This is a genomic window from Verrucomicrobium sp. BvORR106 (assembly GCF_000739655.1).
In the GTDB taxonomy this organism is placed as follows: domain Bacteria; phylum Verrucomicrobiota; class Verrucomicrobiia; order Verrucomicrobiales; family Verrucomicrobiaceae; genus Verrucomicrobium.
Genome location: NZ_BATR01000059.1, coordinates 26505 through 42001, shown reverse-complemented (window position 1 = coordinate 42001; position 15497 = coordinate 26505). Strand labels below are relative to the sequence as shown.

Here is a 15497-nt window from a genome sequence, read left to right as displayed (position 1 = left end):
TCACCCTCCCGGCGCTGCGAAGAGCGCCAGGGTCTGTCCTGATTGGCTGGCGTCTCAATGATGGTCGTGATGGTCGTGGTCATGGTGATGCTTCTTCCAATTCCGCTCCCGCTGGAAGCCGCCATGGCCGTGCCCGTGGTGGGGGTAGTGGTGGTAACAACTGCTGAACAACAGGGTGGCCGCAAGGGCCATGCCTAACGTGAGGAGAGATTTCATAGGGATGGGTCTGAAACAGGGGATGCTGGACCGCCGCCCTGAGTAGGGACGGAAACTTGCTCAACATCCGCTGCGGTTGGCTGGGATGGACGCTTGCTAACGTCTTTCTATTCAATCGGGCGCCGGCCTCTCCGCGGCGGTCTTCCAGGGGAACAAATCCGTTTCCTCGAACGGTGGCCGGGTGATTCAGGAGGGCCGCCTGCCCACCAGTTCCCGCTGAATTTCCTCCAGAGAACGGTTCTTCGTCTCTGGCACCATCAGCTTCACCCAGATCAGCTGAAGGACCATCATGAAGCAGAAGAAAAGGAACACCGCACCCGGATGGAACGCCGTGACCGCCAGGGGAAAGACCGTGGTGAGGAGCGCTGCGAAGATCCAGTGGGTGAAGCTCCCCAGCGACTGCCCCATCGCCCGAAAGCGGTCTGGAAAGATCTCTGAGATGAGCACCCAGATCACTGTCCCCTGCCCCACGGCATGGGCGGCAATGAAGGCAAAGATGCATGCTGGCACAATCGAATAGTGGCCGGAGTAGAAGGCCCACGCCGTCAGCCCCAGAGAGAGGATGTATCCAAACGAGCCTACGTAGAGCAGCGTGCGCCGCCCCACGCGGTCAATGAGCCAAAGACCGACAAAGGTGAAGATGAGATTGGTCACGCCGATCCCAGCCGACTGCAGCAGGGCCGCCTGCTGACCAAGCCCCGTGAGTTCAAAGATGCGAGGCGCAAAATACAGAATGGCGTTGATGCCCGAGAGCTGGTTGAAGAAGGCGACCAGAAAAGCAATGAGGATGGGAGTGCGCATCTCCCGGCACCAGAATCCCCGGCTGGAATCGGCGGTCAGGCCCGCAGGAGCGGTCATGCCGTCCGCCATGGCGTTCAGCTCTTCCTTCCCCGCCCGCGGGTGGATCTTGCGTAGCACCGCCAGGCCGCCGGGGCGGTTTGCGCCACGGGTCAGGAGCCAACGCGGGCTCTCAGGGATGAGGAAACACGCTGCCGTGTAGATCACAGATGGCACCGCCATGATCCCCAGCATCCAGCGCCAGGCGTGATCACCCAACCCTGAGAACAGGTAGTTCGAGCAGAAGGCGACCAAGATGCCAAACACGATGTTGAACTGGAACATGCCCGCCAGACGTCCCCGGCTCTCCGGCGGTGAGATCTCTGCGATGTAGAGCGGAGCCGCCACGGTGGAGACCCCGATGGCGATTCCGCCAAGAAACCTTGCCGCCATGAAGGAATACACCTCGTTTGCGAAAGCGGACCACAGGGACCCAATGAGAAAAAGCACCCCGATGGACAGGAGCGTATGCTTCCGCCCGAAGCGGTCGGTGGGCCAGCTTCCCGCCAGGGAGCCCACCACCGTGCCCCAGAGTGCTGCCCCCATCGCCAGCCCGTGCATCTCCGCACTCAGTCCCCAGAGCTGCTGGATGGTCTTCTCCGCCCCGGAGATCACCACCGTGTCGAACCCGAAAAGAAAACCCGCCAGTGCGGAGACAAGGGACCAGAGGAACAAGCGGGAGTGCATGGAAAAATCGGGTCAAGTTGACGTCCCTGCCGTGAGCGGAAATCCACACGGCCCCTGGATGAATCGAATCTCAAACCCTGCGTCATCCTACAGAATGCACGCCCCATCTGTCTGGGCTTGATCGGACAAAAATTGGCACCCGCCTGACAGCCGCCTCTCCACCCGGGCGGGCGGCTACGCCAGAGAACCAGCGACTTCAAAGTAGTCGTCCTCGGCAATGTCCGGGATGCCCACCACCAGCACCCGCATCTTGCCGCGGGCCCCGTGCACCACCCCTGGCGGAATGTGCACGAGGGAACCTTTGCTCACCGCTTCCTCCACGCCATCCAGCACGACATGCCCGCTGCCTTCCAGCACATAGTAGAGCTCCGTGGACCGCTTGTGATAATGAAGCCGTGCCCCGTCGATATCCACCGCGTGCGCCCAGGCGGCCGGTGAAAGCGGGATGTCCTCATGACTGATGAGCCGGTCCCGCCAACCACAAGTGCTGCGCTCACGCGCGGTATGCCCTTCATGTCGGATCAGCAAGGGGCCGGTGGGGGTGGACGATTCAGCGTTCATCAAGTAGGGAAGACGCTCGTGTGGAAGCGGTTCTTGCCCCGCGAAGGCGACGGCCGTCACTCCGTTGACATCCCCTCAGGCAGGGTCATACCCGCAGCCCAAACAGCCCCTTCACCTCTGGCTTCAACCAATAGATCATCAGGGGGATGCAGATCGGCCAGAAGCACGGACTCAGCATCCCAATACAGATCAGCGCCATGGCATAGCCCCAGGCCCAAGGGCGGAAGGGTGCAAAGAAAGGCACCAGGAACATCGCAAACAAGGGCACCCCCATCCCGAGAAATACCCCTCCGATGATCCACGCCTCCGTTTGCCCCATCTCCAGTTTCTCAGCGGGAAATAGAAAAAAGAACAACGACCCGAGAGCCACCGCCAGATAGATGAAGCACATCAATACGCAGTAGGCCTTGAACCAGAAAAGAACGCCAGGAACAGGGCCTAGATGGGGCGTGCCGGGAAAGGGATGCTGCGGATTCATAAAAGTGTTCTTTGAAAGGACGAACTACGCTGCCATGGCCAGAGTCGCGAAGGCGAGTGCATACCCAGCACACAGCGGCGTGTACACCTTGGCATCCATCGCGGCAAAGTCCGTGGTTCTCACTTTGCGAAACAATCCCACATACTGAAAGTCCCCCAAGACCCGCAAGGCAAACACCGCCGTCATCACCCAGAATGTCCAGGTGGCGACTGAGAGGCCCACGGGCGGAAGGCGCAGGGTGAACCTGACCGCACAAACACCCGCGGTCGCAGCGAGGCCCAGAGCGACGACGAAGCAACCTGCAACGCCCGGCTTGAAGAGCAAAGTCCCATCCGCCTTCCTGGGCAACGCAGCCTCTCCTCCCCACCTGCCGCCCAATGCCCAGTAGACATGCAACCCGGTAATGACCAACAATGACCCTGCCACGATGAACGCCAGTACCGTCATCACATGGGTGTGGTGATCGGTGCCTGGCGCTGGCTCTGACGACGGCGCTCAAAGACCACAACGCTGTCGTAGCATGCGATGCAATCCGTGGAGCGTGTGAACTCCGACACAGGCAATGCCCCTTTGCTATGCACGGCGTTGATTTCATCCAGCTTGTGTTTCACGAACTCCATGAAACTGCCCTCACGCCCCAGTCCGCCCTCATATTCTTTCCAGTAACAGGTGTGCGTGTCCTCCACCATGTACACCCCGTTGGGGTTGACCCGGTCATACATCAGCTCAAAGGAACGGATCATGTGCTGCATCATATGGCTGCCATCATCCAGCACGATGTCCACGTGAGGATACTTGGCGAAGATGGATTCGATGACTGCGGGATCATCCTGGCTGCCGATGAACACTTCGATCCCCTCGCCTTCATGCTCTTTGCATTCTGGATTGATGTCGATCCCGACAATCTTGCACCCAGGACCAAAGTACTCCTTCCACATGGCCAGTGACCCGCCGCCAAAGACGCCGATCTCGATGATCACCGGCGACTTGCCGCGAAAACGGGCAAAGTGCCGCTCATAGATGTCAAAGTAGTGCACCCACTTGTGCAACCGCTTGGTGGCATTGTTGAGAAAGTACTTGTGGAGAAATCCGTCACTCATAGGCAGATAATCCTGTTCAATCGTTCTCGTTCAAGAAACAGGATAATGACAGGGACAGCATCCCGGTCAATCGACGTATCACCATCGTCGAAAGAAGATCGCAGACCAGCCCCTGCCTACGCCGAGGATTCCAAAATCGCATCCACATCGGGTCCAGGCTTCAACACGGCGGTGCGGCGGAACTTTTTCCCATCGATCAGGAACTCGACGCGCAGCTTGAGGGAGTCGCCTTGCTTGTGGAAGGTGAGTCGAGTGATCTGTTTGAAGAATCCCTCCCAGGCTTCCTTCTCTTCAGGAGCGAGGTCGGTGTTGTTTTCCTCTTCCTTCAGCAGCCTGGCACTTTGCGCCTCAAGTTGGGCCTGCGACTGAGGCCACTCTTTGTGCGCAACGTAGTGCTCTGCCGCGAGCAGACACACCCCTGCGGGCACCGTGGTTTCAGCGTCTGAGAAGGCACATCTGGGTCCATGCTGTGGCAGCTTGCAGGCTGTCAGAAAACAAACCGCCACCAAAGCAACGGCCTGCCATAACCATCTCAGGCGACGCATAAGCATACCCATTCTCCAGGCAGATCTTGTATTCATGCAACGGCAGAAACGTCACGCCCCTTGTTCGGGCAACGGCGGAGGGAGGACCTCCGGCTTGCGGGAAATGAACGAGGTGATCAAAAACAGCAAGCCCGTCGCCAGCACGGCTCCTCCGAATGCCCACAAGTACGCCTCAAAAGTGCCAGTCGGCTCTTCCGCGCCCAAGGAGAGCCGGATGACCTCGCGGACGATGGCGCTGAAAAAGGCTCCTCCGAGCCAGCTGGCCGGCACCAGCACCTGGAACCAAATCGGCTTGGCAAATCCCCTCGCCTTCATCCTTTCTCCCATTTTTCCCCACAGCACGAGGATGACGAGAAGCTCTATCATGGTGACGATTCCGTTGGAGTTTTGACCTGACGCCCCCGGCGATGACGGGGAGCAATCCAGAGCATGCTTTGCCAACTCATGGAAAAATGTCAACCTTCAGCACCATTGTTTAAAGCTTATTCCGGGGGAGGCCGTTTCTCTGTTCCATTCGTTCAACGATCCTGACCCACTCACGGAGATCATCCCATGGAGGCTTCGAAACAGGCTCACCTTTCATCCGGACAACGCCCGTTTTGGCATGCACCGTGATTTCTGCCTGCGGATGCCCCGCTGGACCCGCGAGAGTTCCGGCATGCCATCGATTTCCCTTTTTGATGGCGGGGAAGTTCGCCCCGCAGGACCCGACGTGTCTTTGAAAATAGAGGCTTGCCAACAGATCAGCTTCACTGGCATCAATTCCGTCGGCTAAATCGATACGCTCAAACTGAGGACCAATGGGCACCTCCATATCGTAGGCAAATTGATCTGGTGGCTGGCCAACGGTCCCGGCACATCCAACGCTGAGTGCGACGCACATCAGCACAAAAATCCCGGTCAAATGTTCTGAAGACAAAGCAATAGCAACTGGATGATTTTCCTGACGTGACTGCGCATTGCGCATCGTTCAATGCAGGAACGATGCGCAGTAGAAGATTCCTCACGCCACGCCATCCTTGATGTGCGCCCAGCAATGCACATGGGGATCGCCACGGAAGTACCAGATCATGGACGGTCCTTCGAGCTGCCACACATCCCAGACGCCGTCGTTGCCCACATCTTGATTCTTGTAGAAGGCCATGTGCAGGTGGTCAAAACCCGCCTTCTCGATGTAGCCGAGTGCCTCAGTGGCATCCTCCTTGCGGAAGGGCAGGAGCAGATCCGCCAGAACCTTGCGCACTAGGTCCTTCTGATCAGAGCTGAGCTCCGTCATGGGAATGCCTTCGATGCCGGTCTTGCGCCCGGTCAGTTTCACGGTGGCGTTGCCCGCCTCCCCGCGACCTTCCGGACGCAGCGCCATTTCCCGCTGCTTGCCATCCAAGGCGGCGAACACCTCATTGGCCCGCTTGGCCTGGTACCAGTACACGTTGCCGGGATGGTCCGGCTTTTCATTGAAGCCCTTGGCAGCATGACCGTAGAAGATGGGCCCGCCGAAGGCCGTGCCCGCCAGGCTGTTACCATCGCAACGGCGCGTGCAGTGACGCCCCGTCAGCACGAACTCGAACTTGCCTTTCCCCGGCTCGCCGAAGAGGGCGATGCTGGCACTGCCAAAGCCACCGTCCCCCTTGTTGTCCTGGTCAAACTGCTCCCAGACCTTGGCCTTGTATTCGTCGCTGTGCAGCTTGTCGAAGATCTCCCGCACCATCGCCTGCTGGTCCTTGTTGAGCACGTCCCGGATCGGCTTGGGAGTGATGTGCCAGTTGTTGTCCACCTTGGACCGCAGCGCGTGGTCAAAATCAAAACACAACGCCTTCCGTTGTGCCTCATCGAGCGTGCCGTAAAGCGTGGTCACCAGCGACTCCGAAACGGGTTGCGAAGCCGTAGCCGAAGGCGCAGCCACCGCCGGACCTCCCACCAAAGCCGCCCCAGTAGCCGCCAGGCCCTGGAGGATGAACTGACGACGGGAAGGATGCTCCAACAAGGAAGAAGGCGTGTTCATGGCAGGCAGCGGGCAAAGACTTTCACCGGGAGATACGGTGACAGGAGAACCAGCCTCTCAAAAACGTGAGATTGCGGCAAGGCAGAAGTAAGATTCAACAAACCACAGAGGCACAGAGAACACAGAGGAATGATTTTTTAGACAGAATTAACGGGATTAACAGAATGAGGTTCAAGCCGACGACTAAACCCTAATTCCGTAAATTTTGTTAATTCTGTCTAAACCTCAGTTTCATTCCTCTGTGTTCTCTGTGCCTCTGTGGTTAAACCAGAACTGCCCCCCACCCCTTACCCCCTACCGAAATTGCCCTGCCAGATCTCCCGTGTAACCCGCCAACTCCAAAAACGCGGCCCCCAGTTCCTCGCCTGACGCCGCATCGACTACGCGGCAGGCGCCTTCCCAGTAGGCGGTGCCGCCCATAGCTCCGGTCTGTTCCTGGGCCTCCGCCAGGGGTTCTAGTTTCAGGTGCAGGGGCTTGCCGGTGGAGGGATCCACAGTCTGGATCTCGGCCCGAATGGGATAGTTGGCCTTCGTCACCGGACTGCGCCAGTGGCTGAGCTCCTTCCAGACAAACTGGTCCACGCCGTGATGTTGCACCTTCCCGGCCGCATCGATCCACGCCAGGGTGGAGTGTCGGTCCAGTGCCCCATCCTTGCGGCGCATGCGATACACCATGATCTCCCGGCCGTCCTTGAGCTGGATGGCGGCCCAGTCCCAGCCGGATTGTTCGGGATCCAGCTGACTGCTGCTGATCTCGTGATCCATCCACGCCTCGCCCGTGACTTCCAGCTTCTCATCCCCCCACTGGAGCTGACCGCGGGTCTTTAAGCGCGTGAAGGTCAGGTAGTGGCTCGCGGCCGTGGGTCCGTCTGCCTTGCGGGAGACGCCATCTTTGCCAAAAAACACCAGCGGCTTGGCGGGAATGAGTTCGAGGTCAAACTTCGCCTCGCCCGCCACCGTGCCCCGCAGTTGCATGGCTTGCTCCGCCGGGCGGATCATCTTCAATGACCAGTTGCCATTGCGCACCGCCAGCGTGGTCTCATCTGCCTCCGCATCCCATCCGGCGCGATTGAGACGCTCCTGATGCAGAAACATCCCGCTGCCAGCATCCAGCAGCGCCATGTGCGCCAGATGCATCTGCCCGTGTTGATACAGCGTGGATTCCTCTCCTGCCTTGGACTGAGCCTGAGCCTGCCGGAAGAACGTGGCCTGGAAACCAAATCGCCGACCACCCGCAGCATACAGATGCCCGGTGACATACCACCACTCGATCTTGAACTCCGGATGGCTGCCATGATCCCGCGGAAACTCAAACTTCCTCCCCGGCTGGGGCAGAGCGAAGCCCTCCGCTGTTTTCAACAGCGGCTCCTGAGCTCCTAGCGCACCCGCCAGAAGCCAGACTGCCCCAAACACCAGCATCGTTCTCATCCCCATTTGAAGTTTGAATTTTGGTTTTTAGAACTCACTCCTCCCTGTCCGCCGGCAAGTCCGCCCCCCACCTGCCCGTCGCCCAGGATACCAGTGCCGCACTGCCCACCACCAGCAGCAACAGCACCGTCATCGCCATCCACGGCAGGGTGAACTGCAGGGTCCAGCCAAAGGTTTGCTTGTTGATGACAAACACCAGCACCCAACCCAGGGCCACACTCACCACCAGGCCGCACACGGTGCCTGCCAGGGCAAGGAAGACACCCTCCAGCATGGTGGCGCGCGCCATGGCCTCCCGTGACATGCCCAGAGCACGCAGCGTGGTCAGCTCCGCCCGACGCTCCAGCAGCACGCTAGCCAGGGACATGCCCAACCCCACCACGGCTACGACCACGCCAATGAGTTCGAGGGCATAAGTGATGGCAAAGGTCTGCTTGAAGATGCGCATCACTTCATTGCGCAGGTGGCCGTTCGTAAAAATGGAAAGGCCGGGATGACGCTGCAACCAAGCCGCCCGGACACTCTCCGGCGCCGCCCCCTGCTTCAGCTGCACCGCAAGCCGGGAGGCGGATTCATCGCTGAACCAGACCGCATAGTGCACCCGGTCCACGATCACCGTGCCGCGCTCGTTGCCATAGTCCGAGTACACGCCCGCGATGCGCAGTTTCCTCACCCCATCTGGAACGGGCAGCAGCACCTCGTCCCCTCGCCGTTTGCGGAAGCGTTCGCTGAAGGCCTCACTCACCAGACACAGGCCCGCATTGCGATCCTTGTCGTAGATCTCCTCTGATTCCGGCTTCTGCATCCAGGCCATGTCCGAGTGACGACGCATGAACCCCAGGTCACCCGCCGCCAGCAGGGTCTCCCCCTCGGGCAGTTGCAAGGGCTGGAAGCAGATGACGTTGAGATCCTCGACCTCCGGCTGATCGCGCAGAGATCGCCACGTGGCCGGCAGAATGCGGTTCTGAGAAGAGGCACTCTGCGCCCCGTCACTGGCGACATAGAGGTCCGCCTGGAACGTGCGATTGATCCAGCCCCGCATGGTGCGGTCGAAGCTGCCCACCAGGATCGCCATGCCAGAAGTCATGGCCACGGCACAGAGCAACGCCGCCACGGCGAGACGGTGCCGGGAGGATGCCCGGCGCAAATGACTGGCCGCCAGGCGCACCGCGGCCGACCACCGGGCCAGCGGTTGCAGGAAACGACCCATGAGCTGCAACACGCCGCCTGCCAGCAAGCCGCCCCCCACCACCAGGCAGATCGCCGCACCGTACCCCGCCAGGGCAAACCGTCCCCCACCCTCCAGCCGCAGTGGCGGCAGTGTCGCCAGGACGGCTGCCAGCGCCACCCAGATGAGCCCGGGCCAGATCTTGCGCCAGCGCCCTCCACCCACCGGCTGCGGCAGATGGCGGGTCAGCAACTGCGCAGGCGGCGTCCGGGCGGCCTGCCGGGCCGGCCACCAGCCGGCGACGAGACTGGCCCCCATGCCCAGCGTGAGCGCCATCCACAGGTCCTCCAGCGTGAAAGACACCCCCTGCGTGTGAGTGGTGTGGTACAGCACATTCACCGTCTGCCCCACCAGCTTCACCGCCGCGAGCGCCCCCACCCAACCCATCAAGCCACCCAGGATCCCGCCAGCCACTCCGAGAAGGAGCGACTCCAGCAGCCAGGCGTGTTGCAGGGTTCGAGGTTCTACACCCAGAGACCGCAACACCCCGATCTCCTCCCTGCGGCGCACCACCGCCCCATCCAGCGCCTGAAACACGAGGTACAGCCCCACCACCAGCGCCAGCATGGAGAGGATGCCCAGATTCCACCGGAAGGCCTGAGTCATCACCGAGGCCGATTCCCGCCGTTGCGCCGGGGTGGACACCCGCCACCTCGCCTCGCCCTGAGTTTCCAAAACCCGCTGCACCTCCGCCCGTGCCTGCTGCCCCAGCTTCCCCTTCTCCAGAATCACCTCCACCCGGTCCAGTTGACCACTTCTACCCAGGAGCCGCTGCAACGCCGGCAGATCCATGAGGAGGAACGTCTCCGGCACTCGCACGGACTTGTCCCGGTCCGGCATGATCCCGCCTACCTCCAGCACCACCCGCTGGTCCTGCATCACCAGTTCCAGCGAGGCCCCGACCTTCAATCCCCGATGCTCCGCGAGCCGGGAGCTGATGAAGACAGCATGGCTCTTGCCCAAGACCGACAAGTTCCCCAGCCCACCTTCTGCCACGGTCTCCGACTGCCCCTTGGCCGTGCTCACATTTTGCAGGGACACCAGGTCCAGCCCGTAGAGCGTGAAGGTTTCCCTCTGACTCAGGCCACTAGGCTCCCCTTCTTTGCGAGGAGGTGAGGCCGTCGTCTCGATGATCGGCACGCAGACCGCCGCATAGGGCTCGATCGCCTCGCGGATGTCCAGCAGCGCTTTCTCCGGCAGCGACCCGGCCGTGGCCTGGACGATGAAATCACTCTCTGCCGTGATCAGTTCGGTGAAGTTGGAGAAGCCAGACAGCGCCGCCCGGTTGGCCATGCGGATGCTGAGAAACACCGCCACCCCCAGCGCCAGCGTCAGCCCCAGCAGCAGGGTGGTGCGCGGTGCCTGCCGCCAGTGACGGAAGGTGAAGCGCTGGAGAAGAAGGATCAGGCCATCCATGCGAGCGTCAGCGCGGCGGAGCGGCCGGTTCAGGTGATGTCGTACCCGGTGTGACAGCGGGCGTGTCCTGCGTCCCCACGATCCGCCCATCCTTCAAATGAATGCGTCGTGTGCAGATGGCGGCGGCTTCTTCACTGTGCGTCACCAGCACCAAGGCCACGCCCTGCTCGGCTGAGACCTCCTGGAGGAGTTCGAGGATATTGCCCCCGCTGCGGGAGTCCAGATTTCCCGTGGGCTCATCTGCCAGCAGCAGCCGGGGCTGGTGGGCCACTGCCCGGGCGATGGCCACGCGCTGCATCTCGCCGCCCGAAAGCTGGGAGGGCAGCGCCTGTGCCCGGTGGGTGATGCCCACGCGCTCCAGCAACTCGCGCACCCGCTGCTGCCTCGCCTCATGCTTCACTCCCAGCAGTTGCAGGGGAAACTCCACATTCTCCGCCGCCGTCAGCGTGGGCAGCAGGTGGAAGAACTGAAAGATCGTCCCGATCGACCTCCGGCGCAGCTCGGCCAGCGCCTTGCCGTTGAGGTCCGTCACCATCTGCCCGTCAAAGAGCAGCGTGCCGGAGTCGGGCCGGTCCACTCCGCCCAGACAGTTCAGCAGCGTGGTCTTGCCGCTGCCTGAGGGGCCGGTCAGCGCCACCCGTTCCCCAGCCCGGACCGTCAGTGAGACCTCCCGCAGCACCTGCCGGGCCTCGTAGTTCTTGGAGAGTGAGCGGGCTTCAAGCAGCGGGGGCGAAGGCATGGTGGAGAAGGTGCCGGGGCGGATGTAATCCCTCAGTCCGATACGGCTCCCACCCCTCCGCCAAATGCACAAATCCTCAAGCCACAGTTGCGTCCCCCGGTGGCCCCGCGACAGATTGCCGCCTCTCTCGAAAAACCATGCCCACCCCCGCTGACCGCTACCGTGAGTTTTTTCATACCGTCCTCGGTGATTCCGTGGCGGAACGCCCTGCGCTGAAGCACTGGAGCCAGGCCATGCCGGAGCTGGACCTCCAGAGCCTCTGGTATGCCGGGGAGTTTGGCACCGAGTTCACCACCGTGGACGGCCAGAGGCTGGTGATCCGCGACTTCGGCGTCTGGAACCATGCCGCGGGTCCGGACTTCACCGGGTGTGCCCTCCAACTGGACGGCAAGACGCTGAAAGGCGAGATCGAACTGGACCCGGACGCCCGCGACTGGGAGCGCCATGGCCACGGGGCCAACCCGAACTACGAGCAGGTGGTGCTGCACCTCTTCCTCCACCAACCGGAGGCACGCGTCTTCACCCGCACCGCCGGTCACCGCGAGGTGCTCCAGGTGTGTTTGACACCCGATATGTTGAAGAGCAGCGCCCGGCCCCAGCTCCTGGCCGAGGCCCGCCTGGGGCGCTGCTCCACTCCGCTGCGACACATGCCGGAGGCAGCGGTGGGCAGCCTGCTGGAAGCCGCCGCCCAGTACCGGCTGCAGCGGAAGTCGGAACGACTGCATGCCCTGGTCCGGCTGCATGGTCGGGAGCAGGCCGTGTACCAGAGCCTGGCCGCCGCGCTGGGCTACCGAAACAACCAGCGCCCCTTCACCATCCTGGCGCAAAGACTGCCCCTGCGCACCCTGCTCAAGCGGGATGCGACCGAGCGCGAGTCCCTGCTTTTCGGCGTCTCGAGTTTCCTCGAATCCGTCCGCTATGAGGACACAGAGCCGGAGACCCGCACCTATCTGCGCCAGCTCTGGTCCACCTGGTGGAAACAACGCGAGGCGTATGCAGAATGGCTGCTCCCGCCCAACCAGCCCGTCTGGCAGATCGCGGGCGCCCGCCCGGGCAACCATCCCCAGCGTCGTCTCGGCGCGCTCAGTGCCGTGCTGGAAAACTGGAAGCAAGTCTTTGCCCCGCTGCGGGAGGTGTCAGCTTGGGACCGCAAGCGCTTCGTGAAGATCCTGCTGGATCTCAAGCACGACTACTGGAGCCAGCACTACACCCTGCTCGCTGCCCCGGCAGCCAAGGCCCTCGCCCTCATCGGTGCCTCCCGGGCCCAGGAAATCCTCGCCAATATCGCCTACCCCCTGCTGGTACCGGAGGATGAACGACTCTGGACGGACTACAAGGAACTGCCCGCCGTGCTGGACAACCAGAAGGTCCGTCGCGCGGCCCTGCGCCTCTTCGGTTCAGAGACCACGGCCGACCTCTTCCAAAAGCGCCTCTTCCAGCAGCAGGGCCTGTTGCAGATCTATGAGGACTACTGCCTGGAGGACGACTCCAGCTGTGAAGACTGCCCGTTCCCCGAGCGGCTCAAGCAGTGGCAGTAGTTTCCATAGTCCCACTCCTCCTTTCCTCGAACGCGATGTCGAGCCCTGCCCTTCTGCCCCGACTGTGGACGGCCTTTCTGGACCTGCTCTACACCCGTCGTTGCGAGGTGTGCGAGGTCCAGATCGATGCCGGACGCACCGAGGCCGCCCGCTGGCTCTGCGACGGCTGTTTGAAGAACCTGCCCGAACTGAACGCCCCCTTCTGCTCCAAATGCGGCGAGTCGTATGCAGGTGCCATTCAGGACGCGTTCCAGTGCGGCAACTGCCGGGATCTCAATCTGCATTTTGAGTTCGCCATCGCAGGCTATCGTGCGGATGAGGCCGTGCGGGAGCTGATCCACCGGTTCAAGTATCAACGCCAACTGCACCTCCGCGGACTCCTGACCTGTCTGCTGTCACGGGTGTTACAGGATGCCCGGCTGGCCACCACTGACCGGGAGTCCTGGCTGCTTGTGCCCATTCCCCTGCATCATGCGCGACGCCGTGAGCGCGAGTACAACCAGTCCTGGGAGCTCTGCACCCGGCTGACTCAACTGCACGCCATCCCGTCCCTGGACGCCATGCAGCGCGTGCGGGCCACCACGGCCCAAGCCTCCCTCTCCCGGAGGGAGCGTCTGGCCAACTTGAAACGCGCCTTCCGGGTGAAGCCCTCCCTGGTGAGACGGGACCGCCTCAAGGGCAAGACCATCCTGCTGATCGATGACGTACTGACCACCGGCTCCACCGCCAGCGAGTGCGCCAAGGTGCTCCTGCAAGAAGCGGGCGCGGCCCGGGTCTGGGTGCTGACGGTGGCTCGCGGTTGAGCAACGGGCGGCAAGAGTTCACGGCAAGTTTGCGGAAGAAGCGGCGAGTCACGTCGTTCCCAAGGGCTCACGCGCCCTTCCCTCCTGACCATGCGCCCGCATCGTTTGCTCGCCCTTCTCATCGCCACCCTTCAGGTGGTCACCTTCGCCATCCAGGCCCCGGCAGCCCCGCGGCCGAACGTCGTGGTCATCCTCACCGATGACCAGGGCTGGGGCGATCTCAGCTCCAGTGGCAACACCAACCTCCAGACGCCCCATCTCGACTCGCTGGCCCGCGAAGGCGTGAGTCTGGACCGCTTCTACGTCTGCGCCGTCTGCGCCCCCACCCGGGCGGAGTTCCTCACGGGGCGCTATCACCCCCGCACCGGCGTACGCGGAGTCTCCACGGGGCAGGAGCGCATGGACCTGGGCGAGAAGACACTGGCAGACACACTGAAGGCTGCTGGCTATGCCACAGGGGCCTTTGGCAAGTGGCACAATGGCAGTCAATGGCCCTATCACCCCAATGCCCGCGGGTTCGATGAATACTACGGCTTCACCTCCGGTCACTGGGGAGAGTACTTCAACCCGCCCCTGGACCACAACGGCCAGCCCGTGCGCGGCAAGGGGTTCATCGCTGACGATCTCACCGACCACGCCCTCCAGTTCATTGAGCAGCACAAGGACGCCCCCTTCTTCTGCTACATCCCCTACAACACGCCCCACTCCCCCTGGGCGGTCCCACAGGAGTACTGGCAGCGGTTCAAGGACAAGCCGCTGGCCCTCACGGCCACCAACACCGCGAAGGAGGATCTGGATGAAACCCGCTGTGTCCTGGCCATGATGGAGAACCTGGACTGGAACGTGGGCCGCGTGCTGGCCCAGATCAAGAAACTGGGGATCGAGGAAAACACCCTGGTGGTCTATTTCAGTGACAACGGGCCCAACACCGTCCGCTGGAATGGCGGCATGAAGGGCAAAAAGGGCGGCACGGATGAAGGTGGCGTGCGCAGCGCCTGCTACCTGCGCTGGCCGGGCACGCTGCCCAAGGGGCGCGTGGTGAAGGAGATCGCCGGCGCCATCGACCTGCTGCCCACTCTTTCTGCTCTGACGAATTCACCACGCCAGGGCGATCGCGCTCTGGATGGCCAGGACCTGAGCCCGCTGCTCAAAGGCGAATCCCCCAAATGGTCACCCCGCCTGATCTTCAACCACCAGAACGGCAATGTAAGCGTGCGCAGCCAGCAGTACCGGCTGGATGCGCAGGGAGGCCTGTACGACATGCTGGCCGACCCTGGACAGCAGACCGACGTGGCCACCACCCAGCCCACCGTGGCGGAGGAACTGCGCCAGGCCGTGCAACAATGGCGCTCCGACGTGCTGGGCTCTGCCGCTGCACCAGCGGTTGGCGGCCCCAAGAAAAAGGGCCAGGCCAAGGGAGCCGTCATGGACCCGCGTCCCTACCCGGTGGGTTATGCAGAGTTTCCACGAACTCCCCTCCCTGCCCGTGACGGCACGCCCCTCGGCGGGGTCAAACGCAGCGCCAATGCGCCCAACTGCTCCTACTTCGTCAACTGGACCACGCTGGAAGACAAGATGACCTGGGACGTGGAGGTGCACACCACCGGCGAGTATGAGGTGGAGATCCTCTACACCTGCCCTGAAGGAGATACCGGGGCCACCGTCGAGCTCACGCACCAGCAGAGCCGGCTGACTGGCAAGATCGCCACTGCCTGGGATCCGCCGCTCTACACGAACCAGGATACCATTCCCCGCCCTGCTGCCGAGTCCCGCATGAAGGAATTCCGCCCGCTGGCCCTGGGCACGCTGCATCTGGAGAAAGGGCGCGCCCCGCTCACCCTCCGTGCCCTGGAGATCCCGGGCAAGTCCGTCATGGACGTGCGGCAGATCAATCTGACTCTCAAAAAGAACCCCTGAAT

Annotated in this window: 16 protein-coding genes; 3 read left to right on the top strand and 13 right to left on the bottom strand. The window is 62.2% G+C overall.

Annotation, left to right across the window (positions count from 1 at the left end; genetic code table 11):
* Positions 1 to 54: 54 nt before the first annotated feature.
* The 13 genes from BV106_RS38240 to BV106_RS09405 form a co-directional block, all read right to left on the bottom strand.
* Positions 55 to 216: a hypothetical protein gene (locus BV106_RS38240; RefSeq protein WP_265595489.1), complete on the bottom strand. Its 162-nt coding sequence runs from the start codon at positions 214 to 216 to the stop codon at positions 55 to 57.
* 186 nt (positions 217 to 402) lie between these two features.
* Entirely contained in the window at positions 403 to 1740 is a 1338-nt protein-coding gene (locus tag BV106_RS09460; protein ID WP_038163809.1) for a sugar porter family MFS transporter, read from the bottom strand.
* A 174-nt stretch (positions 1741 to 1914) separates the two neighbouring features.
* The gene (locus BV106_RS35330; protein WP_051945514.1) at positions 1915 to 2301 is read right to left on the bottom strand and encodes a cupin domain-containing protein; all 387 of its coding nucleotides are present in this window, start codon (positions 2299 to 2301) and stop codon (positions 1915 to 1917) included.
* An 85-nt stretch (positions 2302 to 2386) separates the two neighbouring features.
* Positions 2387 to 2779 carry a hypothetical protein gene (locus BV106_RS09450; RefSeq protein WP_038163807.1) on the bottom strand — a complete coding sequence of 131 codons (393 nt, stop codon included), beginning with the start codon at positions 2777 to 2779 and terminating at the stop codon, positions 2387 to 2389.
* 24 nt (positions 2780 to 2803) lie between these two features.
* Complete coding sequence (locus BV106_RS09445) at positions 2804 to 3226, bottom strand: DUF3995 domain-containing protein (protein ID WP_038163804.1); 423 nt, start codon at positions 3224 to 3226, stop codon at positions 2804 to 2806.
* Positions 3226 to 3879 (bottom strand): CmcI family methyltransferase, encoded by a 654-nt coding sequence (locus BV106_RS09440; protein ID WP_038163803.1) that lies wholly within the window; start codon positions 3877 to 3879, stop codon positions 3226 to 3228. Before BV106_RS09440 ends, BV106_RS09445 begins: the two co-directional genes overlap by 1 nt.
* A 116-nt stretch (positions 3880 to 3995) precedes the next feature.
* Positions 3996 to 4424, bottom strand: a complete 429-nt coding sequence (locus BV106_RS09435) for a hypothetical protein (protein ID WP_265595488.1) — start codon at positions 4422 to 4424, stop codon at positions 3996 to 3998.
* Between the two features lie 51 nt (positions 4425 to 4475).
* Positions 4476 to 4790 (bottom strand): hypothetical protein, encoded by a 315-nt coding sequence (locus BV106_RS09430; protein WP_038163800.1) that lies wholly within the window; start codon positions 4788 to 4790, stop codon positions 4476 to 4478.
* A gap of 109 nt (positions 4791 to 4899) precedes the next feature.
* Complete coding sequence (locus tag BV106_RS09425) at positions 4900 to 5391, bottom strand: hypothetical protein (RefSeq protein ID WP_265595487.1); 492 nt, start codon at positions 5389 to 5391, stop codon at positions 4900 to 4902.
* 36 nt (positions 5392 to 5427) lie between these two features.
* The gene (locus tag BV106_RS09420; protein WP_038163795.1) at positions 5428 to 6426 is read right to left on the bottom strand and encodes a DUF3500 domain-containing protein; all 999 of its coding nucleotides are present in this window, start codon (positions 6424 to 6426) and stop codon (positions 5428 to 5430) included.
* A gap of 294 nt (positions 6427 to 6720) precedes the next feature.
* Positions 6721 to 7854 carry a lipocalin-like domain-containing protein gene (locus BV106_RS09415; RefSeq protein WP_038163793.1) on the bottom strand — a complete coding sequence of 378 codons (1134 nt, stop codon included), beginning with the start codon at positions 7852 to 7854 and terminating at the stop codon, positions 6721 to 6723.
* 34 nt (positions 7855 to 7888) lie between these two features.
* The gene (locus BV106_RS09410; RefSeq protein ID WP_038163791.1) at positions 7889 to 10498 is read right to left on the bottom strand and encodes an ABC transporter permease; all 2610 of its coding nucleotides are present in this window, start codon (positions 10496 to 10498) and stop codon (positions 7889 to 7891) included.
* A 7-nt stretch (positions 10499 to 10505) separates the two neighbouring features.
* Complete coding sequence (locus BV106_RS09405) at positions 10506 to 11237, bottom strand: ABC transporter ATP-binding protein (protein ID WP_038163789.1); 732 nt, start codon at positions 11235 to 11237, stop codon at positions 10506 to 10508.
* Between the two features lie 137 nt (positions 11238 to 11374).
* On the opposite strand from BV106_RS09405, the gene BV106_RS09400 reads away from it, so the two are divergent.
* The 3 genes from BV106_RS09400 (at position 11375) to BV106_RS09390 (ending at position 15495) form a co-directional block, all read left to right on the top strand.
* Complete coding sequence (locus BV106_RS09400) at positions 11375 to 12775, top strand: DUF2851 family protein (RefSeq protein ID WP_038163787.1); 1401 nt, start codon at positions 11375 to 11377, stop codon at positions 12773 to 12775.
* Positions 12776 to 12810: 35 nt separating this feature from the next.
* Positions 12811 to 13578 (top strand): ComF family protein, encoded by a 768-nt coding sequence (locus tag BV106_RS35325; RefSeq protein ID WP_051945510.1) that lies wholly within the window; start codon positions 12811 to 12813, stop codon positions 13576 to 13578.
* A gap of 90 nt (positions 13579 to 13668) precedes the next feature.
* A complete protein-coding gene (locus BV106_RS09390; protein ID WP_038163785.1) occupies positions 13669 to 15495 on the top strand; it encodes an arylsulfatase in 1827 nt (608 codons plus the stop codon).
* The last annotated feature ends 2 nt before the right edge of the window (positions 15496 to 15497 follow it).